A 24469-nucleotide genomic window follows, 5' to 3' on the forward strand; every position below is an offset into this window, starting at 1 on the left:
GCGATTGGTCGGCGTTCACGTCGCGCGCAACCGCGATTGCCGTCGGTACGTCGTCGGCGTCATGCCGAAGTGCTTGCGGAAAGTCGCGCTGAAGAGCTTAGGGTTTGCGTATCCGCTGCGCTCGGCGACGTCGGGCATCGGCAGGTCGGTGGTCGCCAGCAGCCGCTTGGCCTGCTCGGCGCGGGCGCGGTGGATCTCCTGAAGGATGCTGCGTCCCAGCAACGTGCGGAATCGCCGCTCGAGCCACCGGCGACTCACCGGAACGGCGCGTAGCACATCGCCCACGCCCAGCCCGTCGCCAGCGCGCGTGCGGACGAAGCGGACGGCATCGGCGACGGCGGGCTCGTCGACGGCGAGCACGTCGGTGCTCTGGCGCGCGATAACCCCAATGGGCGGCACCTCGATCGGACGTCGCGGCGGCTTGGCTCCCTGCATCAGGCGGTCCAACAGCCCTGCCGCCTCGTACCCGATGCGGTCGGCCGCCAGCGCGACGCTGCTGAGCGCCGGATAGGCCGAGGCGCACAGCGGCTCGTCGTTCTCCACGCCGATCAGCGCCACGTCCTCTGGCACGCGAATGCCGTGCGAGCGGCAGACCTCGGCGACCTCCCACGCGCGGTGGTCGTGCGCCGCCAGCAAGCCGATCGGCTTGGGGCAGTCGCTCAGCCATCGCCACAGCGCCACCGCGTCGGCCGGTCGCTCAAACCTTTCGGAGCCAAGGCGGTAACGCTCGAAATCGTACAGGTGAAACGACATGCCCGCCGCGTGCGCTGCCGCCGACATCAATGGGGAGAAACTGTTGTGCCAGCCATACCCAGCGTAACCGACATGCCGCAGGCCGCGCGACGCGAAGTGCTCGACGGCCAAGTCCACCACAAGCGTTTCGGGCGTGCCGACCGAGGGAACGTTTTGGTAATCGAGCGACGCGCTAACTACTGGGACTGCAAGTTCACGCAAACGATCGAACACGCTGGCGTCGGCCAATTGGGTGACGACGGCGTCCGGCTTCCAGAGGCGTAGCGCCTCGAGCGGCACGTCTTCGGGCGCCAGGTGCCGAAACGCCCAGTCCACCGTGGCTGACTGCGCGTATGCCGTCGCCCCGCGCAGCACGCCGCGCCCATACGCCCCGTCCAACCGCAGCATCAGCAAGATTGACCGTGCCACGACCCCACCATACAGCCGTTGTCGCGATTACGGAAAATTTTTGCGCGTTTCAGCCAAGCCATCCTGCAGTGTGGAGGTATTCTTGAAGCGTTGGCGGATCGCCGCCCACCTCAGTTATTCGGCGCGTCACGCGCCCTGTCACATCGTCGCTTCAGGAGGAGAGTTTTCATGGTCCGCACCCAACTGCTTACGCTCGTCTTGTCCGCCGGTGCCGCGTTGTCTTTCGCACATGCCGACCTGCACGGTGCCGTGATGACGTTCTCCGTCCCCGACCAAACTTTGGGCAGCAATGGTCCCGACAACGGCACATACACTGAGGCGGGATTCCAGATCCGCGAGCACTCCTTCACCGGTATCAACATCGATCAGGGCCTGCTCCAAGACGGTGGCTGGGGCGGTGACAGTGGCGAGGGTGGCGGGTTCGAGATGACCAGCACGATACCTGGCGAGCTGTTCTCATTGGTGTCATTTGACGGTAAGACGCGCTACGGTAATCCCCCCTCAGTCACGGTGCGTGGCTACGACGCGGCGGACTTTTTGGTCGGATCGGCTGAAGTGTTCACGCTAGCGGGAACGATGGCGACCTACACGCTTCCCGCGTCGTTCACGAGCCTGTCGCGCGTCACGTTCAGCAATCAAAGTGATCCCGAGTTCGACAACATCACGCTGGCCGCCGCCGCCGTCCCTGAGCCGACGACGCTGGGCCTACTGAGCGTCGGGGCGATGGGCCTGCTGGCCCGCCGCCGTTGCGCAGCGGTGTAGCTCGGGGCCTGGTACTTCACGGACCGCTGGAGTTCGCACTACTCAATGAACGACCGGTTCAGCGCACTGTACCGTTGGCAGAGTGCGATCGGCGCTTATGGTTTCGATTGGGACAAGCGCCCGACACGAATCACGCGCGTGCGATCAGGCACGGTGCTGACGTTCGATGGTTCGGTCATCTCCAACAATCCGGGTGCAGACCCGTTCTACTTTTCGACCCACGGCAATCCGAACTGGAACCCACCGCTGGGCCAGTGGGGCAACTTTGCACCCTGGCCGGTCGACCGCGCGAACGGTAAAGGGTCGCGGCGTCACAACGGCACGTTCAGCGTCGGGTTTGTCGACGGGCATGTCGAGCAACAGAAGAAGATCGACGCGAACGAATTCTAAGTGTGCGCGCTCACGTAGAGCATCGTCATCAACAGGCATGAAGACGCCCGGTCAACCTTACGGTTCGCCGGGCGTCTTCATTTGCGCTTCAACACCGTCATCCGAGCGCTGGCGGTGCGCTCTCGGCAGCGCCGATACCCAGTTGGTCTGATTATTGGTGATCTCGACACCGCAGCGGTTGAGGCCAGCCTGAGTTTCGCACTACTCATGGGCCGGCGCAGGGCGGTAAATCCGCAGCGCCGCGATCGGCGGCACTTTATCATCGTTCGCCGCGGCAGCAGTTAGCGTCAGCACGTGCTTGCCGTTTGGCAGCCCCTGCACGAGCGTCGTTATCTGCCCCGCGGCGGCCTCACCATCGCTGAACGGAGCATATTGATCGACGAACATCGGCAGGGCGGACCAGGTGATCGTGAACCCTTCGGGCAAAGGCGCGTTGAAGCCGCGAAAGTAGTCGGCCGGATCGATGCGCACCCGACCGGAATTCGACTTGAAAGGCTTGCCGCTTTCGCCAATGCCGTCGGGCCCCGTGACGGACCCATCGACCCGAAACGACCACGATTTGGAATCGGACTCCACCGTCGTCACCGTGTAGGTCCAACGCTCGGGGATGAGCGGCGTCTCCCGATCGATGCGCTTGATGAACAGCGGTGACCACGGTTGCGGGCTGGGCCGGCTGAAGCGGTAGCATTCGGGGTAGCTTGACGGCTTGCGACCATCGATTAGTACGTCCACTGGCGCACTGCGATGCTCTGTTACCTCAGCCGCCGAGGCGGGCGCAGTGATCACGTCGACGCGGTTCCCTTCGAACTCGAGGACGAGCTTTCCCCGTTCCCATCGTACGTCTTGCCCGATCTCCACGTCGCGCACCGGCTGCTGCTGGTCGGCAGGTGGCGGCAGGTCGGGGCGGTACACCAGGTGACGTGAGATCAATTCGGCCAAAAGATAGTTGCCGTGGGCATTGAGGTGTACGGCGTCCGACAGCAGGGCGGACGGCTGCAGGTCGTTGGCGCGCAGGTAGTCCAGCCAAGCCGTGCGTACGTCGACCAGGCCACACCCATACTTGTTGGCGGTGGCAGGCAGGAAGTGGCCGTTCATCAGCTGGTCCCACCACGCGCCGGTGTCGCTCTGCTGGGTCGCCGTAGGGTCGGGCCACTTGGTGACGTGGTCCGTCTGAATCAGGACCTCGGCCGTCGTGCGTGCGCGCGTTTCGCGGATGATCTGCTCGTACGTGTCCTGGCCGCCGTAGACGTGGAAGATGACCAGGTCTGGATAGAACGGATACAGGTCGTGCTCTGCCGACCGCACCAGGAGCTGCGAAGCGAATCCCCCGATCGCGCGGTTCTCGATCGTGAGGTCGGCGTGCGGGAACCTCGCGCGCAGGTCATCGGCCACCTGTTTCGACCAATCCTGTTCCGTGATCGATTGACCGTAAAACAGGATGCGCACGCGATTGCGGCGCTCCGGCGTGCTAGTGGCCAGCAGCCGCATCGTGCGCTGGATGCCCAATCCCAATACCGACACGTCCGTCGGCGGTGCGGGCGCGGGAAACGCCGCTTGCGTTGTCGCGGCGACGGCCGGGGCCGGCGCTGGGGGCGGTGCGTTATTTCGGTGATCGGTTTGACCATGCGCGACAGCGCAGAGCAATCCGGTGCTCGTTGTCGCGATCGCAAATGCGGAGGTACCTTTCATCGTATTCGCTCGCTCTCGTATAGGTCGGCTGTCGCGGCTCATTCTGCCGCGGCCGCAGGCAGGAATGCCGTCACCCTCGATGCCGGCGGCCCGGGCCCGCTTTACACTGTACGACCTGAAGCACGCAGTCGTTGTCGAAAATTCCAGGCGCAGAACGAGAATCTGACCAGATCGACGAACTAACGGGCTAGCCCCGATAAGCATTTGAGGATCGGACTTTCGCGGCGTGAAAACGGAGGTCGAAGCGATGCGCGAAGCACGGCCCGTAGGGCTCGGCCCGTCTCGCGGCGGGCGACGCTTTACGACTGCGAGGGCGCAACCTAGGATCGGCTCGACGGCGAGGGGACGGGCCGTCGGGAGGTTCATCGAATGGCGGACGGCGATGTGTCGCGGCGGGAGTTGAAACTGGTGTTGATTGGTGCGGGCAGCTTCGTGTTCGGGCCCAGCGCGGTGCACGACGCGATCGAGCGGCACAAACTAAATGACGTGACCCTTGAATTGGTCGATCCGAACGCGGAAGCGGTCGAGGCGATGGCGGCGTTCGCGCGCGGGCTGGCGACCCGGGCTGGCGTGCGGGCGACGGTGCGGACTCACGCGAATCGTGAGGCAGCGCTCGACGGTGCGGACTTCGTCCTGTGCGCGGCGGCGGTGGACATGCGGCGTCGGTTCGCCACGGACGTGGACCTCGTACATCGCATTATCCCGGGACATGTCATCACCGAGTTCGGCGGGGTCGTCGGCGTTCTGAGCACGCTGCGGCAGGTGGCGATGATCCAGTCGATTGCGGTGGACATGCGCCGGCAATGTCCGAACGCCTGGCTGTTGCTGTCGAGCAACCCGCTGCCGCGCACGACGCAGGCGGCGGCGATGAGCGGTGTAAACGCGGTGGGGTTCTGCAACAATTCGGAAAAGGTCTACGGCCTGATCGCCAAGGCGATGCTGAGCATGGACGAGTCGTTCCCGTGGGCCGCGGCGAAGGCGAAGTATGAAGCGACGTGCGGCGGGCCGAACCACCTGACGTGGCTGCTGAAACTGACCGAGCGTGCGACCGGCCGCGACATGACGGGAGAGTTTCGGGAGCGGCTGCTGAGCGATGCTGACATGGGCGCCGAGCCGTGGACGAAGCAGATCCTGGACGACAGTGGCTACCTTTGCACCGCCGGCGACCACCACTTCCAGGACTTCCTGCCACCGACGAAGTTTAGTCACTCGATGCACGAGGTGTGGCACGGCGGTGAGGACGAGCGACGCCGCCGGCTCGACGCCTTACGCATGGCCGAGCACGACCCGGCGGCGGTACCGGCGGCGCTGGGCAACCGGTCATGGGAATACCCGCTCGACCTGGTCGCGGCGCTGGGACGGGGGCGTCCGGCGTCGTTCTTCTCGCTGAACCTCGTGAACGAAGGGCAGATCGCGGAACTGCCGCGCGGCGTGGTCGTCGAAACCCCGGCAACCGCCGACGCGGGCGGCGTGCGTCCGATGCAGGTCGCATTGCCCCAAAGCCTCCGGGCGATCAGCGCGGCTACGGTGGAGTTGTCAGACGCGCTCACGCGTGCAGCATTGAACCAGTCGCGCGAGGGCATCCTGGCGGTCGTCGACCGCGATCCCACGATCCTCGACAAGCCAGCGGGGCGACGAGCGGTGGAAGAGGGTTTGTCGCTCCATCGGGATCTGATTGGCCATTACGACTAGTCACTTGGGGCTCGGCGTACCAGCTAAGCACCGAGGATGTTCTTAGCGTTCTGCACTATCCCCGTCATGCTATTGGAGGCCCGCGTGGCACTTACAATGTCCAAGCGTCCACGAGGACCCGACAACTCCCGGTAATTTTCTCAAACAGACTCTGCCGCCGTTCGTAATACCTCCAGCCCCAAAAACACAGCCGCCTCCAACATCTTTCGAGGAAGGCGGCGGCTGCAATTTCAGGCTAACCCATGGTGGGCTGTGCTGATCCTCGACGTCATTTCCACAGCAGTCGGATCTTTGGAACAGTCCACTGGGTCCAAACACGCCGTGGGGCAACTTCTACGAGAAACAACTGACTACGGGTTGACACAGAACTCCCACAACGTCAGCTCTTTCACGCGCTTGTTCTCGACGTGCCCGTCGAGATACAGCGCGTTTGCACTCTTCTGCTGATTATGGCGGAAATCCACGTTTCCAGCTTGACCCGCCATTTTATTGATCGGTTGGGCCTGATAGTCGATCCAGTTGCGGTCATTGAACAAGCCGCCAGTCATCCACCAGACGCCCGTATTTCCCGCGGCCGTGAGGTTCCACGCGAGCCAAGAAGCGTTGCGACCACCGTCGTCGATCAGGTTGCCATCGAACGCAGCAACCACCTCTTGGGACCGCTTCACAGTCGACAGCTTCCTGACTTTCATCGGCGTCCCCGAAAAAAGATCGGGAGACCAATCAACGAACACTGGAAACAGGCGTAAGTTGAAATTGTAATGGTTCTGGCTCTCCCCGCTTGGCGCATCCACCATTGGCGTATCTTTGTCAGTGAACACGGGAGAGTATTGGTGGTTCCCAGTCCAGGGACGCTTGTTCGTCATGACTTTCGTGAGGTAGCCGGCTGCGTGACCCTCGCCCCAAAAACCAGAATGCGCGGCGTTACCTGGGGGCAGGACGCCTTTGTTCTCATTGACGTACATGAACATCGCCTGCCCGATCTGCCGCAACCGGGACGAACAATCGACCGCGTTCGCCTGAGCGCGTGCTTTGTTCAGCGACGGCAACAGGATGCTGATCAGCAGGGCGATGATGCCGATGACGACGAGTAACTCAACGAGCGTAAACCCTTGGCGCTTCATGTTTCACTCCGTTCGATGTGTGCCCCCACGCGACGGGCGGTATCGGGCCGTGCCGCAGGATGAGCGGTTACTAATGCGAGCCTGGGCGAGCAGGCGAGGACCGCTGAACAGTGGTCTGAACTCGCTTGTCAGTGGCGCGTCGGAGTGCCAATGTGATGGGGCGACCGCAACGGGACCACTAATGTACACGAAATATACCCCACGCTTTTCAGCCGCGGTTGACTGGATTGGTTAGAAGTTTTTCCGAAATTCGACGGAGGGGTAAAATGTGGGTCAGGGTTAGAGATGGGTGGCGCAACGGACCCGTCAAGTCCTGACCTCACCCGTGCGACCACGATGGCTGCCACCAGCCGCAAGTAAGCGGTACGTGGTGGCGATGGCGTGCCTTACGACAACGATCGGGTACCCGCGAGCGCGGCGGTGCTTTACAGCAAGACTTCACCCGTGCGCGCGTCCAGCACGCGCGTGGAAACGCCTTCGCCCATTTCCAGGTTAAACGTTTTCCCGCCGCGCAGCGTGACCTGGCGCGTCCCGCCGTTCGCTGAGACAATGACCAGCAGGCCGCCGCCCGCATACACGACGTCGTCACCGTCGGTATAGCGGTGTGCAGGCGTTTGACGCATTAGCTCCTTGCCCAGGTTCGGGTCATAAGACGGCAATCCAACGTAAACCGCGGTATGAGTTTCAAAGCGTTTGCGCGCGACGGCCGTGAGGGAGGTGCTCTCGTAGTGTGCCCACGCCTCGGCGGCCTCATCAGTGACGGCGAAGAGCGGGGTGACGGTTTCAGCCGAAACGCCCCATTTCAAACCGACGTTCCACGGCGCGTTTGAGACGATCTGTGCTCCACCTTCGATCGCGATTCTGTCCAACTTCAGCTGTGTCGCGTCGCGCATCAGTGAAGTGTCATTGCGCGTGCCATCGGTGTAAGCGGGGGCGTAGTTCCACAGTAGATGCCGTCCGTGTTGGGCCACGTGATCGCGGACAAACCGCCGCTGCTGCTCGGTCATCTTCCACGTGTTCATGAAGGCGACGACCTTGTAGCGGCTTAGGTCCACGCGTTCCAGATCTGCCAGACGTACTTGGTCAAAGACGACACCAGCGCGGTAGAAGCCGAGCGTCATCCAGTTGACGAGCGGAACGCCGATCGGATCGCTCGAGCCGACGCTACCGATATAGTAGTAGCTTTCCGTATCGAACACGCACAGTACGTCGGCATCGGATTCATATGATTGCGCATAGCGCTCTTGCAGCAATGCGCGCACGCGACCGATGTCTTCCTGTATCGCCAGGGTGTCCCACCAGCCACGATTGCCGTGGTCGGTGGCGTTCTTGCCGATTCCCGACGCCATGCCGCTGGGCCCGAAATCGTAGAACCAGAAACCCGTGCCGCGCGTGTGCGGGTAGGTGATGTTGCGCCGGACGTTCATTACCGTTTCGCGCTCGACCTGCTTGTAGTCTTCCAGGAAGCGGGATGGCAGATGCGTCCGTTTATCCATCTCATCGAGCCATAGTTTGCCGTGTAACCGGCACGAATCGATGATCGACCGTGAGCGATACGGCTCACCGTTGCGCTCAACATCGGGATAGTACGCCGCTGGCCCGCTGAGGTAATCAACGTGCGGCGAATCGAGTACGCGTCCGACCTCCAAATGGCCGCCCGCGGCGTCGCGCCCGAAGGTCGAGAAGAAGTAGCCGTAGAATGCGCCCGTCACAATCGGGCGCGGCCAGCTTTCCTTGATGGTGCGTGCGAAGAGAATGATGCAATCGGCGACGCATTCGTGCTGGCAGCGGTAGTAATCCACGACTCGCATTTTCAGTTGAGGGTCGCGGAAGACGCCGTCGCTTGTGTGCTGGCGCGCGGCCTTGTCGGGAACCGTGGCGGATTCCAAAGTGATGTCCGGATCATTCCAAGCTTTTTGCAGAGCGGACGAGTTCGCATACTTGTTCTGGAGCCAGGTGCGAAAATGCCGCTGCATCGGGACGCTCGCATCAGGTTCGTGGCCGATGAAGCCCCAATAGTGCCACTCGCCGTAAACCCCACCCGCCACCTGAACGCCCGCCAGCGCGTTGCCTTCGGGCATCTGGGAAAACTCTTGGCAGAAACGGCGAACGATCGGCTGGCATTCATCGCGCCATTTCTGCGAAGCCAGACTGGTGCGCGACGGGTTAGCGGCGTCCTCTTCGATCAGCCGGTAGAAGCCGCCGTCCAGATCGGGAAGCGAATCGCTATCGAAATAGGTGGTGTTTTCCTCAGGATGCCGCAGCATCCACCATTTCGGCGGGCGAACGTGGAGACGCAGAAACACCGCCGCCGTCGGACATACTTCCAGCACACCACGCACCTGTTTCTGAGCCATTTCAACGGAGAACCGCCCGTCGGCTAACCACATGTGGTCGAGCGCGATGTCGAGTTGAAACAGCGTCACACCCTGTGCCGCGAAACGGGCTATATTGTGTTGGGGCAGTTCTTCCCATGACCATCGTCCGCCTGGCACATCAGTCAAGGCGTAGAAGAAGGGCGATTGCGGCTCATCACCCAAGTACAACGTCGGGCGATTGTTGTGCATCTGAACGCGCGAGGAGATCGGATTCATAAGATGGCTTTATGAGGGGGCTTAGTTCGCAAAAGGACTATGGCAGGCCTTCGGAAGGCGGCCATCTTCTAAAGGACAAGATCCTTCATCTGTTGCCTGCCGCCGGTCAGTGGAATAACACTTTTACGGGTCACCAGTTCGCCCGACACGCCGTCTGGCAGCGACACCTCTCCGTGCCAGTGCACGCCGTCTTTCCGCAGTTCAACTTGGACGTGCCCGCGCGGGTGCACGGTGTTGGCACGCAGCCATGTGAGGCCGCCGGGTTGAGGTCTGATTTCGACTTTCGCGAAGCCCGGCACCGCCGGGCGAACTCCGGCCAACGTCGCGTGAAAGTGAAACAGCGGATGGGCCCCCCAGGCGTGGCAGTCGCTCCTGGTGGGCTCGGGCATCTCGACGGTGGTTGACAGGTGATGGTCCAGCAGTTCGTACCACGTATCCATGTTGGCGAGGATGAGGTCTGTCCGCCCAATCTGCCGCAACGCCTCGAACTTGTAATGCGAGAAGTAAATTGTGGTCCGGTGTAGGTCAGGCAACGATGTGAGGGCCGCGGCGACTGAGGTGGCGACATCGCTTGGCAGCAGGCCCGACAGCAGCGAAAGGCATTGCGCGTGCTCGCTAAAGCTCGTGTAATCGAGGTCATCGGCGAACAGGCCGCGCTGGCGGATGTAAAATCGCTCGACCGTCGCCATTGCCAGTGCGGTTGCACGGCGGCGCTGCAGTGCCGCAATCTCCGGCTCGCCAATCTCATCTTCCAGTTCGGCAGCCTGGCGCAGCGCGAGCGCGTACTGCCAGCAGAGCGGCGCGCTGACGCCATCGGCCGCGCCGGGGGGCATGCCGCTTGGCCACGCCCGCACCCAATCCACGTAGTTCCACCCCGGCACCGGCCCCAGCACACCGTCCGCCGTTACGTGCTGCGCGTAGGCGTCGAGCACCGCGCGTACGCCGGGCAGCCGAGCGCGCACGAACGCCGGATCGTCGCGCCACATGGCGTGGTCGTGCACCATGCCAACCCACCATAGCGAGAAGGGCGCGATGCGCTGGAAACGGCTCGACGGGTAACGCGACTGCGTCAGGCCCGAGGGATCGCGCGACGCGTCGAACATCTCGATGGCCTTTTTCGGTAGCCGCGCGTCGGGCGTCGACACGTATGCCACCAGCGCCTGCAACCGCGTGTCGCCGATGTACTGCAACTGCTCGAAGTAGGGGCAGTCCATGTACGTCTCGTGGCTGCACATCTCCAGCGTGCGCAGTGCGATTTCCCCGACGCGTGCCAACCTCGGCTCCGACGCATCGAAGGCAGCGGTGAAGTCGTAGGGATAATGCGTCTCCCGCAGTTCGAAGGCGTCGATTGTCAGCGGCTCGTCGGCCGTCTCGATCGTCACCTCGACGTAGCGGCCGGCCTCCCACCAGAGCGTGGTCAGCGCGCGATTGGTGCCACCGTCGGTCAGGAACTCGTCGCCGACGCCGTACGGCGCGCCCCAGAAGAACTTTCCCTCGACGGCAGCGCGGTCGCCTTTGCGTTGCGCGTGGATCCATTCCTTTTGGCCGGGCAGGGTGTCGGTGAGCGATTCCATCCAGAACAGCCGAACGGTCGCGCCGCGCCCGCCGCTCGTGCGCAGGTGCGGATAGGCGCAGACGTACGTGCCTGCGTCGATGATCACGCGCCGGAACGAGCGTGGCGGCACGGTCACGGCCTTGCCGGCCGCAAGCAGGGCGTTCCATGCCTCGACCTCGCCCGGCAGGCTATCGGCGGCGTGGATGGGCGTCTTGTAGGCATCGGCGAGCGATTCCGGCGCTGCCACGTGCCGCGCGACCACGTCTTGGCGCGGCGCATCGTACATGGGTGGCAGCACCGCCGGGCGCAGCCACGGGCTGGTGCCGCTGTCTTGCGACGTCGCAGTCTGGGCGTTATCGGCCTTGTGGGCTGCCTGCCAGCCCTCTCCACTTCCGTGCGGGAAATCCCAGTCGATGCGCTCGCCGATCAAGCGGAGTTTGGCGCCGGCGCCCCAGGCGTCGCCGTGCGGGCGCGTTTCGTATCCGCCCAGACGTTTGAACTCCCACGCCGCCTTCCCCGTGTTCGCGAGTTCCGGGGAAATGCCTTCCCCCTGTGCCGCCAGCAGGAAGCCGGGCCGCACGGAGTGCTGCGCATACGCCGCGGGAGCGTGGGGCCCCAGCCACCACGTACGAGCGACGATCACGTGCTCACCGGCGGCCAGCGGCGCGTCATACGTCTCGAAGAACCAATTCCGCTCGTCACCCCGCTCCGACCCGCGTCCGACGTACTCGCCGTCGATGTAAAGCTCGTACCGCTCGTCGGCCGTCACGTGCAGGCGCAGCGTTGCCGCCGCGGCCAGCGTAAAGCGCAGGCGGTACGCGGTGACGTGAAACTGCGGATCCGGCACGGCCGACTCGGTCACCCAGGATGCCGGCCAAATCCCGCGTCGGCCGGTGCCCGGCGCGTCGGAGTAGTTGGAAGCGAACGGATCCGAATCGATCATCACGCGCGTGGCCATGAGGGTCCTTATGTCATTGAGCAGGATGTCGTCGCCAATTCGAAACACGCGATCTGTTCCGACTTTCGTAGGTACTGTTCCGCTTCTCGAACTGCGACTATTTCAGCGTATTTGAAGGTGATTTTTCGCTATTTTGCATGATGCGGCTTAGCTGCCCGATCCGAACTTGGGTCCTCATAAAACATTGCCGACGAAGAGCACTCGCGGTGGGGTGGCGGCGGACCAAGGGAGGGTGTGGGGTTGGTCCGGGTAAAGGTCGAACATGTTGTCGGGCAGCGGGCCGGTGCCGTCGAGGTCGAGGCAGACGTTGAAGGCGAAGCGGTCGCACGTGAAGACGGCGTGGCCGGGCGTGTCGAGGGACATCTTCACCTTGGCCGCGGCCCATTTTAAATCTTTGTAGAGCGGGAGGATGAGGCGGTTGCGCGCCAGCATCTGACCCGATTGGGAAAGGACGGCGAAGGCGAGCTGCGTGGTCGGGTCGGTCCAGGATGAACGCGGAAAGGTGGCCAAGCGGGTGGATGCGTTGGGAGCGAGGGTGACGGAGACCGTGCGGTCCAGAACGTACTCGCCAGCAAGCATGAACAGGCCGAAGCGCAGGTCGGCAATGATGGGCTCGCGCGTGTCGTTGATGCCGAACACCGCGACCTCCTCACCGACTTCCGACAGGACGACGCTGATCGGCTGCATCGCCCGCTTCACGTGATAGAAGCTGGGGGTGCGGTTGAGGTAATAGTCGACGATCGTCCAGCTGCGCGAGGCGGGCCAGCAGTCGTTGTACATCCAGAAGACCGCCGCCGCAGAGTCGAACATTCGCCGGCGGAAGTGGTCGACGTACTCGCGCAGTCCCTCGGCCTGCACAAGGCCGCCCCAGTAGGTGTACTCTTCGACGGTCATCGACCGGCAGTCCTTGCCGAGCCACTGCATCGTCTGATGATCGATGGTCGACGGTTCCTGCCAGGAGTCGACGGAGTTGTCGTGCGTCTGGAAGGCGAAGTTCTGGATCTTCTGCTCGCCGTCGCCGAAGCAGGCGCGCATGGTGGGGAGGCTGACGGGCCCAAGGATGCCGCCTTCGTTGGGGAACCGGCAGACCATCTTGCGGTAGTCGCGGAAGTCGGTGTTGCCGAAGCCGACGCCCCAGGGATGCTGGTCGCCCATGTCTTCGCGGCTGGGATCGTGACGGTCGGGCGAAAGGGGCGAAGAGGGCTGGTAGTAGCGCGTGCCGTCCTCTTCGGCCAGTATGCGGGGCAGGGTCAGGTGGTAGAGCGCGTAGTCTGGCGCGATGGTGCCCTTCTCGCCGGGGCCCCAGGACCAGTGCATCGTCTCGTTCTCGTTGTTGCCGCACCAGATGACGAGCGAGGCGTGATGGGCGAGCCGCCGCACCTGGTGGCGCGCCTCAGCCTTCACGTTGCGGTTGAAGTCTTCGTCGGTGGTGGGGTATCGACCGCAGGCGAAGATGAACTCCTGCCAGACGAGGATGCCGCGTTCGTCGCACAGGTCGTAGAAGTCGTCGGACTCGTACAGCCCGCCGCCCCAGATGCGCAGGAGGTTGAAGTTGGCCTCGAGGGCGCGGTCGACGAGCGTCTCGTAACGCGCGCGGTCGATGCGGGCGAAGATCATGTCGGCCGGGACGAGGTTGGCGCCCTTGCAGAAGATCGGCCGGTGGTTGATCTCCAGGATGAAGTACGAGCCGGACTCGGGGTGCTTGGATTGATCCACGCGGATGTGGCGGAAGCCAACGCGGGCTGGCTCGATCAGACAGACCAGTTTCCCAGCGGCCGACAACGTCGCCGCGACATCGTACAGCGGCTGCGCGCCGTGCCCTACGGGCCACCACAAATCGGGCGAGTCGACCTTTGCCGTCACCTCGACCGCGTGCGACCCCGGCTTGAGCGACACCGTCGCCGCCGCGTGCGCCGCGACATCGCCCGTGGGTGAATGGACGTGGACGTCGAGCGTCACGTCAACCGGCTCGCCGGTCAGGTTCTCGGCCAGCACCCGCGCCCGCACGATGCCGGTCTTCAGGTCGTCCGACACGCTTGCGATCGGTACGAACCGGTCGAAGCGGACGGGCTCTTCGGTCCACTGCAGGCGGACCGACCCGTGAATGCCGACGTTGATCAACCGCGGCGACCAGTCCCACGAGAACTGCGACTGCGGCTTGCGCAGCCAGTGTCGCTTGTGCAGCGTCTGGTCGCGAGCGTTGCCGTGATACCAGCCGTGGGTCGTCTTCTCGGTGACCGCGTAGAGGCCGGAGTCGAGGTGCACGGCGAGCACGTTCATGCCCGGCCGCAGCAGGCCGGTCACGTCGAGGCGGCAGGGGAGGAAGGAGTTTGCGTGCTCGCCGACCTTCTTGCCGTTCAGCACGATCTCAGCCGCGTAGTCCAACCCGTCGAACTCGAGCCACGCGCGGGCGCCGGTGGCGAGCCCGCCGGCGGGGGCCTCGAATTCGCGGCGGTAGCTCCAGATCTGTTCCTCGACCCACCGGGCCTTAAGGACGTTGAGCCCGACGTAGACGTCGTCAAGCAGCCCCGCCGACATCAGGTCCAGGTGGATCTCGCCGGGCACCTGCACGGGGATATAGCGGGCCGCGTCCGTCGTATCGCGCTCGGCGTAAGGCGGCCGACCGCGCTGGTAATCCGACCACCGCGCCTGCCATTGCCCGTCAAGATTCAATTGATTCACGTAATGTCTCCTGGCCCGCCATCGAACCGCTGCCGTGGGGCCGGTCGGCTGTCTCGTGCCTTGCCGCGCCGATGTATCAGGCAGATCGCGTGGTAGACCCGATCCTGGCGCTAGAATCGCCAGCGCTGCTATTCAGTGATACGGAAAAATCTCCCTGAACGGATACCTGTAGCAGGGTGAATCGACCGTTCTCGATCTGCTGACGATTCGGCTCAACCGGTTCTCCGGCACGGCCCGTGACGACGATCCGCATCTCTGCTGAGACGTGTTCGAATATCAACTGCGCGTCGACCGCGCTGTTCATCTCATAGATGACCAGACCGTCCCGTTCAGTGATCGAGTAAAGGCTGGCGGTCGAACCGTACAGCCGTGCCAACCTTGGGTTCGACCCGCGCGTGATCTTAACCGCATTGCGACCGACGCGCAGGCGGCCCTCGGGCAGTTGCAGCGAGTGGGCCAGCGGGTGACCATTAAGTGTGACGTGCGCGACGGAATCGCCGGTGCCCGTCGCTTCGACGTCAATTATGGAGACGCCACGGCGGAATCCATGAACGCGATCGACCGAGTCACCCGCGCGCACCGCAAGGCCCAGCGGCAGGGCCTGCAGGAGCACCGCGCTGTGGGCGAGTATGAAACTGCCGGCCGAAAACGGCAGGGCGCGCCAGCCGTTCACGTCGTGCTGGTACTCGGTAAGGGCCCCGCGCATCGGATACTTGTCCGTGAGCACCATCGCGTCCCGCACCTCGTCTCTGAACATCTCGTCGAACTCACTGCTCGGCAGGCCGTATTCCTTCAGGAATCGCGCAAGCGTGTTCCACGGGCAATACCCGTAACGGCGGATAATCGGCCAGGATTGCACGACGTGCCGCGCGCTGGCGAGCGCCGCGGTCAGGTCGGGATGGTACGGCCCTTGCGAAACCGCCCACGCGTATTCCCAGTAGTCCGCGTGCTTAAAATCAACCCATTCTTCGCTGCCGTCGGCGTACACCAGCAGGTCGGCCTGGTAGATGCCCGTCTCCTGCAGGAACTGAGACTTGAGCGACTCGGCCAACTGCTCAGCAAGCGCGTTGTAGCGCGCCACGCGCTCCGGTTGCTTCCGATCCGCCTGCATGAGAAGCGTGGCGGCCATGCGCGCCACGTTGTAGAAGTTGACGTTCTGATAAAGGCTGTAGGCCTTGGCGATCTGGCGTCCGTCCTGTTCGGTGCCCACGCGATGCGCGTCCATCTTCCCGTTCACCGCGTCGTAACCGAACAAGGGGGAACCCGCGAGCGTGGACTCGCCACGCGTGTCGCTGCCGAACAGGGCACGGCGATTATCGAATCGCGTTTCGATTGCGCGGTCGATGGCCCGTAGGAGCGTCTCGAAGTCGTCGTGGTGCAGCAGGTCGCGTTCGGCCGCGGTCTGCGCGAGCGTGAACAGGCTAAGGGCGGCATAGTAGATGCCATCGTCCTCGGCCTTCGTCCAGCGCGTGCCCACGGCCTGCAGGTACTCGCGCACGACCGATCCATTCTCTGCTCGTATGACCGATGGGTTGGCCAGCAGGAACGGCGTCCACAGGCGCGCATAGGCGGTGACGCCGGCCATGGCCGTGTGCGACGTGGTCATCGAACCGTCTCGCACCCAGATCAGGTGGTAGATGCGGTTCAACGCGCCGAAGCAGGCGCCACCCTCATCGATCCCGCTGTAGACAATCCGGCGATTCAGGTCCAGCACCCGCTGGACGGTCTCATCCTTTACCTCGATGCGCCCCACGGACAGGTGCGCCTCCAACGCTCGCTCGTTTCGTGCCACCAGTTCGCGCAGGTCCATCCCCTCGAGCGCCGCAAGTGCGCGGTCGGCCTGGTACTGGCTCTCCTCCGCGCCGATCAGGATCACCTCGTTCTCAAACAACTGGAGCACGTGCCGTCCGTCGGCCAGTCGTCGGTAGCGATTCGCTTCAAATGACGTGAACTTCACGAAGCTGACGATCGCCTCGCCGCGATCGCTGAACGACTCGGTCAGCATTCCGTCGGTCACATCGAATCGCTCGTGCGGCTTGAAGGACAGCAGCAGCGGCGCGCGCGCTGCGACCGCGAACACGTTCTCGTCAACGACGTTCACGACCGTCACCGCGTTGCGCGCGAGCGAGGGGGACTGGGTGTCGATGCGGGTGACGAACGGGTCGTAGTCGAACTGCGGCGACAGGCACGTCCCAACCTCCGGCAGTTCAGCTGACGCGAAGATCGTCGTGAAGTTGTCGCGGTTCGAGAAGTTGCGTGCCCGGAACTCCTTCCGCCGGAACGCGTTGGGCTTGTAGACGAACTCGAGGTCGGTGCTGTTCTCGTGCACCAGGATCGTCAGCCGATTGCCGCACCGATTCTGGAGGATGACGTTGTGGATTCCCGGCTCGACCTCCGGATCGCGAAAGTACTCGTTCATCATATCATGTTCTCTGTGACGCGCCGGTAGACGGCCACCTGGACGTTAGCTGGGCCGCGTCACTCCAGGATCAGGTACATCGCATCGGGTGGCAGCGGGACGATGAGGCGGTCGCCTTCGCGACGAACAGCCACGTCGCCACCGGCAGAGAGGTTCGGCTCGATGCGCGTTGCCTTGGTCAAGGCAGCGTTGGCAATCTCCAGCGTCCCCATCGTGTTCGCGACGCGCCAGGGTGCGACACCGGTGCGCACGAGGCGCAGCGCGTCGGTCGGCTCCGCGGCGTCACCGAAGGTGTGCTGCACCGCCTCGGCCTGAAAGCCGGTCAGTTCGGCGCGCGTGCCGACCTGCACCAGGACGCGCTTCGACGTCGCCAGCGGTTGGTCGTCCAGCGGCACGACCGTGATCGTCGCGTACTCGTTCTGCGACTCGACCGTCACGTCACCCATTTCAAAGCGGCCGCCGCCGTCCTTCAGGAATCCGGTGATGCCTTGGGCCTTGGGCGCATTCACCGTGCAAAGGCCCTTGTCCCAGTTCAGCGCGATCTCGCCGGTGTTCGACCGGACGATCTTCTTGTCGGCATCGATGAACGGCGTGATGTCGGCGACCTTCGTCTTGCTGGGATCCTCGCCGAACGCGACCTCGACCGGGCCCACCATGAACGCCAGGCGGCTCACGTCCGTCTTACCGGTGGGGCCGGCGATGTTCTTCGCGTCGCGGTTGGGGTCGAACGTCTCGGTCTCGGCGATGATCGGCGCCTTGCGGTCCCAAAGGTCGTCGATCGGGCGCGACTCGTGGACGACGGTCTCGCCCTGCTTCACGTAGCCCATGCGGAACAGCAGGGCGTTAGCGGGCATCATGCCGAGGTGGTCGGGTTCGCCGGCGAAGAACTTCGTGTGGGCCTTCTGGCCGCCCGGGAAGTCGGCCCAGGGGAACACCGGGTAGTTGTAGTCGATCTTGTCGGTGCCCAGCCAGTACGTGCCGTCGATGCCGGTCAGCGACTGGTAGACCGCCGTGAGGAACATCGCCTCGCTCTGAAAGCCGATCGGCGGCACCCACAGCGTCTCGGTGATCAGCATCGGGTGGCCGTCCACCTGCTTCAGGTTGGTCGGCATTTTGAGAGGGTCCTTCAGCGCCGAGGTCTCGGTGAAGTAATGGCCCGGGTCGACGCGCCACCCGGCATTCTCGCCCTCGTGTTCGCCGGTGAGGTAGCGGTTGACGGCGACGACCTCGTTGGCGGTGTAGGTCCAGCGCTCGACGTCGTCGAGCGTCATCTTGTCGGCGCTCTTCCAGTTCATCGCGTTGATGAGCTGCTTGCAGCCCAGCTCTTCACGGTAGTACTTCCCGATCATCGCGTAGAAGCCATGCTGCGTTTCGGCGATGAAGCGGAGCTGGTCGCGGACGCGCTTGGCCTTGTCGCCGGTCTGCGGTTGGGTCAGTTCCCAGACGATGTAAAACGCCGGCTGGCCGTTCGCCCAGTCATCCTTCTCGTGTTCGGCCGTGCCCCATGCGGCTTTGGCCTTGTCGAGCGAGCCATAGGTCTTGCCGAGCCACGTCGCGTACTGGTCCGCCAGGATCGCCTTCTGCGCGTCGGGCATTGCGTCGACCGTCCAGAACAGCAGGCTGTCCTCGTTCATGATCTGGACGATCGCGACGGTCGGATCGTCGGCGAGCCGCACGCTGGTGTGCGGGTTTGGCGTGTCGTACAGCGCCTTCACCCACGCCTTGTACGCCGCTTGGTACTTCGGATTGAAGAAGATCGGCCCGAGCGGTTTCTGGTCGGGCGCGAAGCCTTCGAGGCCCCAACTCGCCGGCGGAGCCTCGTAGGGCCAGTACGGGGAGATCGTGAGGTAGATGCCGTTGTCGCGGCAGCTCTTGACGTAGCGCTTGATGCCGTCGATCTCCTTCTGGTTGACGTCGGTGATCGCTGCGCCCGCCTGGCCGTTGGATATGTTGGCGTGGATGCGAACCATGTTGACGCCCATGGCGGCGAGGAAGCGGCACTGGCGGTCCATGTCCTCCGGGGACAGGTCGCGCCAGCCGTAGGAGATGATGGGCCAGAAGCGGATTGGTTGGCCGTCGCCGCGCACGAAGCTCTCGCCGTCGGCGCTGAGGCGGACCATGCCGTGCTGGCCGGCCCGCTCCTCATTGAGGTACCGCAGGTCCAGCACGCGGTTCTCAGCAGTCGGCAGTGGCACCGGCACCGCCCAGGTCTCCTTCTGGTCCGGCGACAGCTGGCCGACCGGGCCGACGGCGGACGACGCCTGGGGCGCTTCACCGGGCTTGGTTAGGCCCGACGGCGTCCAGTCCTCGGTCGTCAGCACGAACGCGTCGAGCGCGCCGTGGTTGCTGTTGTCGCTGTCGAAGCGGAACTCGACCGTGTGCTTGCCGGCACCCAGCGTAACTTGGCCGCCATCGACCCAACTGATGAACCGCAGGTCGGGCTTCTTATCGGCTGCGATGTTCTCGATCTCCCGCGCCTGGTTGGTCGCCAGCGGCGTCCAGTCGCCGCCGTCGATGCGGTACGACAGGCGCGTGTCGGTCGGGTTGGCGCGAACCCAAAGTCGGTGGTCGCCCGCCTCCGCGACCTGCACGTCGTAGGCGGCGGTGCCGACCTTGTCGGCGCCCTCGGCAAAGTTCGACAGCCACGCGCCGCCGGAGAGGCGGCTCTTGTCGACCTGGTCGTACCACCAGGGGTGCGCGTTCATCCGTGCGGTCGTCGCATCCTCGCCCTCGCGCCAGATCGTACCCGCGATGGCGGACGTGGCGGGAAGGGCCGCGTGGGCGGCAGCGGCGAGCAGAAGACCAATCGACAGCAGGGGTGGCGTGTGGGGCATGCACGCTTCTACTAACGTTCTTTCCGTCCGTTGACGACGTGCAACGACCAGCAGGCGCGTAGCGCCTACGCGCTTACGTCGGCGTGGCATATCCATACGTATTATCCGCGAGAAACCGGGCTCGTGGGTGCGTTTGTCGCTTTTCGAACTCTGGTTTTCCGTTCTTCATCGTGGGTGCCGTTGCCCGCCGACGCACGATTGGCCGGGCGAGTGACACGCCCCGCATCTATCGCGAAGTTTGGAAGCGGCTGGTATCGGCAGCAGGAGAATCTGGGAGTGGTGTTGCGAGTCCGCGGCCACAATCAGTAAGCGAGTCAAAACAGCCCGGCAGTTCTTCCGCAAGGCCGTGGCGAGGAAGGTGATCACCGAGAACCCGTTCGATGGCCTGCACGCTGGCAGTCAGGCGAACAAGGGCCGGGTGCACTTCGTGAGTCGCCAGCACACGTAAAAGGTGCTGGATGCCTGTCCAGATGCCGAATGGCGGCTAATCGTGCTCCAGAGCCGCTACGGTGGCATGCGGTGCCCATCGGAACACCTCGCTTTGAAGCTGGAAGACGTGCAGTGGTCGAAGGACTGAATCCGCATCGCTTCATTTAATGCCGAACACCACGAGGGCGGTGGAATCCGCGAAATCCCGATCTGGCCAGAACTGTACAGCCCGCTGCTTGACGCGTTCAATGATGCCTCGCCTAGCACGGTCTACTTCATCAACCGCTACCGCCAGCCGTCAACGAATCTGCGGACGTAGCTCCTTCGCATCCTGAGCCGTGCGGGCGTGGCACCTTGGCCGAAGCTGTTCCACAACTTCCGCTCAACCCGTCAAACCGAACTGGCCCACGATCACCCGATCCACCTCCTGTGTGCTTGGCTCGGCAACTCTCGGGCCGTCGCCCAAAGCCATTACCTGCAAGTGATTGATGCCGATTTCCAAAAAGCGGCGCACAATCCGGCGCAGCACGTAGCCGAAGCAGCCCGCACCGAGTCGCAAGTGACTATCCATCAAAAGCAAAACCGCCCGGAAATTCCGAGCGGTTCTGCTGCTTGCGAGTCCGTGCAAGTGACGGGACTGACCCTGACGGGATTCGAACCCGTGTCGCGGCCTTGAAAGGGCCGTGTCCTAGGCCTCTAGACGACAGGGCCGGGTCTGGGCGATCAACATCACTGATCGTGCCTAGGAGGTGAAACAGTATCTAGATCATTTTGGTTTCGTCAACGGTTCGAAATTGGTGAAACCAGCAACCTACACCGTGCCGGTCGCCGATCTCGCGTTACCGGAGTCGTCGCGGTACGGCCTCGCAACATTCGGATGTCGTCGGGGGCCCATTTCGTGTGACGCCTCAAGGTGAATCTAGACGTCTCAAGTTTGCAAGTCCCCGCTGAGACCTGTCGTTGTCTAGAATAGTCCCGGGTCGCCCCCAGCAGCTGGGGCGGGACGAGGAACGCCAGCGCCGCCTTCGTTCAGTGGGGGCCCGCACCCTTTGGAGCGACATGCCCGATAGCAGCCGTACCGCCATCGAACTACCCGCCATGCCGACGAGCGAGATGGCGGCCCGCGTGCATGCATTCGATTGGGCGACGACACCGTTGGGGCCGATGAACCACTGGCCCCAGAGCCTGCGGACGGCCGTCAGCATCTGTCTTAACAGTCGGTTTCCGATGTTCGTCTGGTGGGGGCCGGACTTGGTCAACATATACAACGATGCTTACGCGCCGATCCTCGGCAAGCGGCATCCCGCCGCGCTCGGTCGGCCGGCGCGGCAGACGTGGCATGAGATCTGGTCGACCGTCGGTCCACAGGCCGAGGCCGTCATGTTGCGCGGCGAGTCGACTTGGAACGAGCGCGTACGTCTCGACATGGAACGCCAAGGCTTTCTGGAAGAGACCTACTTCACGTGGTCGTACAGCCCGATCCACGATGAATCCAACCGCATCGGCGGGCTGTTCTGCGCTTGCACGGAAGAGACGCAGCGCGTGATGGTCGAGCGCGAACGCGACCGCATGGCCGAGCAGCGCCGGCAGGCCGACGAGCGCGCTCGCACGATCCTTGAAAGTATCACCGACGCGTTCTTCTCGCTTGACGGCGATTGGCGCTTCACCTACGTCAACCCGCGGGGTGAGCATTTGCTGGGCCGCGCGCCAGGCGATCTGATCGGCAAGAACGTGTGGGACGAATATCCCCAACTGATCGGGACCGTATTTGAGCAGGTCTACCGTCATGCCGGCGTCCAGCGGGTGACGGGGTCGGTGACGTCGTTCTACCCCGACCACGATCGATGGTACGAGGTACACGCCTACCCGGCGGCGCCGGACGGCATAGCCGTTTACTTTCGCGACGCCACCGAGCGCAAGGAGATCGAGGCGCGCGACCGGTTCCTGTTGTCGCTTGATGACGCGCTGCGCCGCGAGGTCGATCCGGACCGCCTTACCGCCCATGCGGCGAGACTGCTGCGCCAGCACCTGCAGGCCGACCGCTGCGCGTACGCCGAGGTGGTGGGGGACGACGACGACTTCTACGTCACCGGCGACGACGGCGCACCGGGTGTGTCCAGCATCGTGGGGCGCTACGAGTTGGCGGCGTTCGGGAAGGAATTCGTGCGATCGTCGCGAGCGGGGCAACCGTACGTGGTCGCCGATGCCATGACGGATGCGCGAACGGCTGACGTGCGCGACGCGTATCGGGCGGGCGGCATTACCGCCGTCATCTCGATCCCACTGTTGAAGGGTGGACGGTTCGCCGGTGGGATGGCGGTGCATCAGCGCACGCCGCGCGACTGGCGCGCCGCCGAGGTCGAACTGGTCCAGCTGGTCGCCGACCGTTGTTGGGAATCGATCGAACGGGCGCGGGTCGAGCGGGCGCTGCGCGCCAGCGAGCAACGGTTGCGCGCGGTGGTAGAAGCGACGCCCGAGTGCGTGAAAATCGTCGCGCCGGACGGCGGGCTGGCGTACATGAACCCCGCCGGGCTGTCGATGATCGAGGCGGACTCGATCGAGTCGGTGCAGGGCGCTTGTACGTACGACCTGGTCGTGCAGGAACACCGTCGCCAATGGGTGCAATCGCACGCGCGCGTGTGCGCCGGCGAGCGACTGACGTGGGAGTTCGAGATCGTAGGCCTGGCCGGCACGCGGCGATGGATGGAGACGCACGCCGTCCCGCTGACGCTGTCCGACGGGCGCACGGGGCAGTTGGCCGTCACCCGTGATATCACGACGCGCAAGCGCGCAGAATCGGAACGCGAGCAATTGCTCGCCAGCGAGCGCGCGGCGCGCGTGGAATCGGAGCGGGCGGGACGAATGAAGGACGAGTTCCTCGCAACGCTGTCGCACGAGCTGCGCACGCCGTTGAACGCAATCGTTGGCTGGGCCGGCATCCTGGCGCGGGGCAAACGCGACGATCGCGACCTGCGCGACGGGCTCGACACGATCCTGCGCAACGCGCGGGCGCAAACCCAGATCATCGAGGACCTGCTGGACATGAGCCGCATCATCAGCGGCAAGGTGCGGCTGGACGTGCAGCGGGTGGACCTGGACCCGATCGTGCGCGCCGCGGTCGAGGCGGTGCGACCGGCGGCCGAGGCGAAGGGCGTGCGCCTGCAGGTCGTGCTCGACCCGCTGGCCGGGCCCGTCAGTGGCGATGCCGGGCGCCTGCAGCAGGTGTTCTGGAACCTGCTGAGCAACGCCCTGAAGTTCACGCCGCGTGACGGTCGCGTGCAGGTGGTGCTGGAGCGCGTCAACTCGCACCTTGAGGTCAGCGTGAGTGACACCGGCGAGGGCATCTCACCGGAGTTCCTCCCGTTCGTGTTCGACCGCTTCCGCCAAGCCGACGCCAGCACGACCCGCCTGCACGGCGGGCTTGGACTGGGCCTGGCCATCGTGCGCCAGTTGGTCGAACTGCACGGCGGATCGGTGCGCGTGAACAGTCCCGGCATTGGGCAGGGCAGCACGTTCACCGTTGCGCTGCCGTTAACCGTGGTGCACCCGGAACCGGCGTCCGACCCTCTCGAACGTCGACATCCCACCGCGGACAACACAGCGGCTGACTCGAACGCCAACCACATGGAAGCCTGCGAGAGCATCACGGGCGTGCACGTGCTGGTCGTCGATGACGAGCCCGACGCCCGTGCCCTGGTCAAGCGATTGCTTGAAGACTGCGGCGCCACCGTCGCGACGGCCGGTTCGGCGTCTGCGGCGCTCGAACGCCTGCAGGAGGAATCCTTCGACGTCCTGCTGAGCGACATCGGCATGCCCGGCGAGGACGGCTACGACCTGATCCGCAAGGTGCGCGCCCGGTCGTCCGATCTGAACGGTCGGGTGGCCTCGATCGCGCTAACCGCTTACGCGCGCGGCGAGGACCGCGTGAAGGCGATCGTTGCCGGGTTCGACATGCACATCACCAAACCCATCGAACCCGTCGAGCTGATCGCCGTCGTCAGCCGCTTCGCGGCGCGCAATCGGTAGCGTGGTGCTGCGGTCTGTGCACCATTGCGTCACGTCGCGCGGTCCATTGCAAAGCGAGATCGCGCGAAACAATTTCGCTCGGGCTGCGTTGGTTTGATTGCGATGCGCCGGGGGGGAACGATAATTAGCCCGCTCGTCGAGAAAGGAGTGCCGT

Annotated in this window: 13 protein-coding genes and 1 tRNA gene; 4 read left to right on the forward strand and 10 right to left on the reverse strand. The window is 64.1% G+C overall.

Features of this window, described 5'->3' with window-relative positions; translation table 11 throughout:
* Nucleotides 1-15: 15 nt before the first annotated feature.
* A complete protein-coding gene (locus tag VGN72_20275) occupies nt 16-1161 on the reverse strand; it encodes a substrate-binding domain-containing protein (GenBank protein ID HEV7301686.1) in 1146 nt (381 codons plus the stop codon).
* A gap of 168 nt (nt 1162-1329) precedes the next feature.
* Here VGN72_20275 and VGN72_20280 point away from each other — a divergent pair, with 168 nt between their 5' ends.
* Together VGN72_20280 and VGN72_20285 are read left to right on the forward strand one after the other, a co-directional pair.
* The gene (locus VGN72_20280) at nt 1330-1923 is read left to right on the forward strand and encodes a PEP-CTERM sorting domain-containing protein (GenBank protein HEV7301687.1); all 594 of its coding nucleotides are present in this window, start codon (nt 1330-1332) and stop codon (nt 1921-1923) included.
* A 45-nt stretch (nt 1924-1968) separates the two neighbouring features.
* Entirely contained in the window at nt 1969-2313 is a 345-nt protein-coding gene (locus VGN72_20285) for a hypothetical protein (protein HEV7301688.1), read from the forward strand.
* Between the two features lie 201 nt (nt 2314-2514).
* Here the strand turns inward: VGN72_20285 and VGN72_20290 are convergent, their stop codons facing one another.
* A complete protein-coding gene (locus VGN72_20290; protein ID HEV7301689.1) occupies nt 2515-4002 on the reverse strand; it encodes a hypothetical protein in 1488 nt (495 codons plus the stop codon).
* 369 nt (nt 4003-4371) lie between these two features.
* On the opposite strand from VGN72_20290, the gene VGN72_20295 reads away from it, so the two are divergent.
* Nucleotides 4372-5694 (forward strand): hypothetical protein, encoded by a 1323-nt coding sequence (locus VGN72_20295; protein ID HEV7301690.1) that lies wholly within the window; start codon nt 4372-4374, stop codon nt 5692-5694.
* Nucleotides 5695-6044: 350 nt separating this feature from the next.
* On the opposite strand, the gene VGN72_20300 is transcribed toward VGN72_20295, so the two are convergent.
* The 8 genes from VGN72_20300 to VGN72_20335 all read right to left on the reverse strand — a co-directional run bounded on the left by VGN72_20300 (nt 6045) and on the right by VGN72_20335 (nt 21000).
* Nucleotides 6045-6818 carry a prepilin-type N-terminal cleavage/methylation domain-containing protein gene (locus VGN72_20300; GenBank protein HEV7301691.1) on the reverse strand — a complete coding sequence of 258 codons (774 nt, stop codon included), beginning with the start codon at nt 6816-6818 and terminating at the stop codon, nt 6045-6047.
* A 425-nt stretch (nt 6819-7243) separates the two neighbouring features.
* Entirely contained in the window at nt 7244-9412 is a 2169-nt protein-coding gene (locus tag VGN72_20305; protein ID HEV7301692.1) for a hypothetical protein, read from the reverse strand.
* Between the two features lie 68 nt (nt 9413-9480).
* Nucleotides 9481-11973, reverse strand: coding sequence for an alpha-L-rhamnosidase C-terminal domain-containing protein (locus tag VGN72_20310; GenBank protein ID HEV7301693.1), 2493 nt, complete (start codon nt 11971-11973; stop codon nt 9481-9483).
* Nucleotides 11974-12099: 126 nt separating this feature from the next.
* Nucleotides 12100-14607, reverse strand: coding sequence for a hypothetical protein (locus VGN72_20315; GenBank protein ID HEV7301694.1), 2508 nt, complete (start codon nt 14605-14607; stop codon nt 12100-12102).
* A 76-nt stretch (nt 14608-14683) separates the two neighbouring features.
* Nucleotides 14684-17029 carry a hypothetical protein gene (locus VGN72_20320; protein HEV7301695.1) on the reverse strand — a complete coding sequence of 782 codons (2346 nt, stop codon included), beginning with the start codon at nt 17027-17029 and terminating at the stop codon, nt 14684-14686.
* Between the two features lie 56 nt (nt 17030-17085).
* Nucleotides 17086-19860: a hypothetical protein gene (locus tag VGN72_20325; protein ID HEV7301696.1), complete on the reverse strand. Its 2775-nt coding sequence runs from the start codon at nt 19858-19860 to the stop codon at nt 17086-17088.
* An 811-nt stretch (nt 19861-20671) separates the two neighbouring features.
* On the reverse strand, nt 20672-20848 hold the full coding sequence (locus VGN72_20330; GenBank protein HEV7301697.1) for a hypothetical protein: 177 nt from the start codon (nt 20846-20848) through the stop codon (nt 20672-20674).
* A gap of 79 nt (nt 20849-20927) precedes the next feature.
* A tRNA-Glu gene (locus VGN72_20335) sits at nt 20928-21000 on the reverse strand.
* Nucleotides 21001-21348: 348 nt separating this feature from the next.
* On the opposite strand from VGN72_20335, the gene VGN72_20340 reads away from it, so the two are divergent.
* A complete protein-coding gene (locus tag VGN72_20340; GenBank protein HEV7301698.1) occupies nt 21349-24315 on the forward strand; it encodes a PAS domain-containing protein in 2967 nt (988 codons plus the stop codon).
* The last annotated feature ends 154 nt before the right edge of the window (nt 24316-24469 follow it).

The organism is Tepidisphaeraceae bacterium (assembly GCA_035998445.1).
GTDB lineage: Bacteria > Planctomycetota > Phycisphaerae > Tepidisphaerales > Tepidisphaeraceae > DASYHQ01.

What these genes read in the sequence shown, in the direction of transcription:
- VGN72_20280 (HEV7301687.1), top strand. Translation starts at nt 1,330, where the DNA reads ATGGTCCGCACCCAACTGCTTACGCTCGTCTTGTCCGCCGGTGCCGCG.
- VGN72_20285 (HEV7301688.1), top strand. Translation starts at nt 1,969, where the DNA reads ATGAACGACCGGTTCAGCGCACTGTACCGTTGGCAGAGTGCGATCGGC.
- VGN72_20290 (HEV7301689.1), bottom strand. Translation starts at nt 4,002, where the DNA reads ATGAAAGGTACCTCCGCATTTGCGATCGCGACAACGAGCACCGGATTG.
- VGN72_20295 (HEV7301690.1), top strand. Translation starts at nt 4,372, where the DNA reads ATGGCGGACGGCGATGTGTCGCGGCGGGAGTTGAAACTGGTGTTGATT.
- VGN72_20300 (HEV7301691.1), bottom strand. Translation starts at nt 6,818, where the DNA reads ATGAAGCGCCAAGGGTTTACGCTCGTTGAGTTACTCGTCGTCATCGGC.
- VGN72_20305 (HEV7301692.1), bottom strand. Translation starts at nt 9,412, where the DNA reads ATGAATCCGATCTCCTCGCGCGTTCAGATGCACAACAATCGCCCGACG.
- VGN72_20320 (HEV7301695.1), bottom strand. Translation starts at nt 17,029, where the DNA reads ATGATGAACGAGTACTTTCGCGATCCGGAGGTCGAGCCGGGAATCCAC.
- VGN72_20325 (HEV7301696.1), bottom strand. Translation starts at nt 19,860, where the DNA reads ATGCCCCACACGCCACCCCTGCTGTCGATTGGTCTTCTGCTCGCCGCT.
- VGN72_20340 (HEV7301698.1), top strand. Translation starts at nt 21,349, where the DNA reads ATGCCCGATAGCAGCCGTACCGCCATCGAACTACCCGCCATGCCGACG.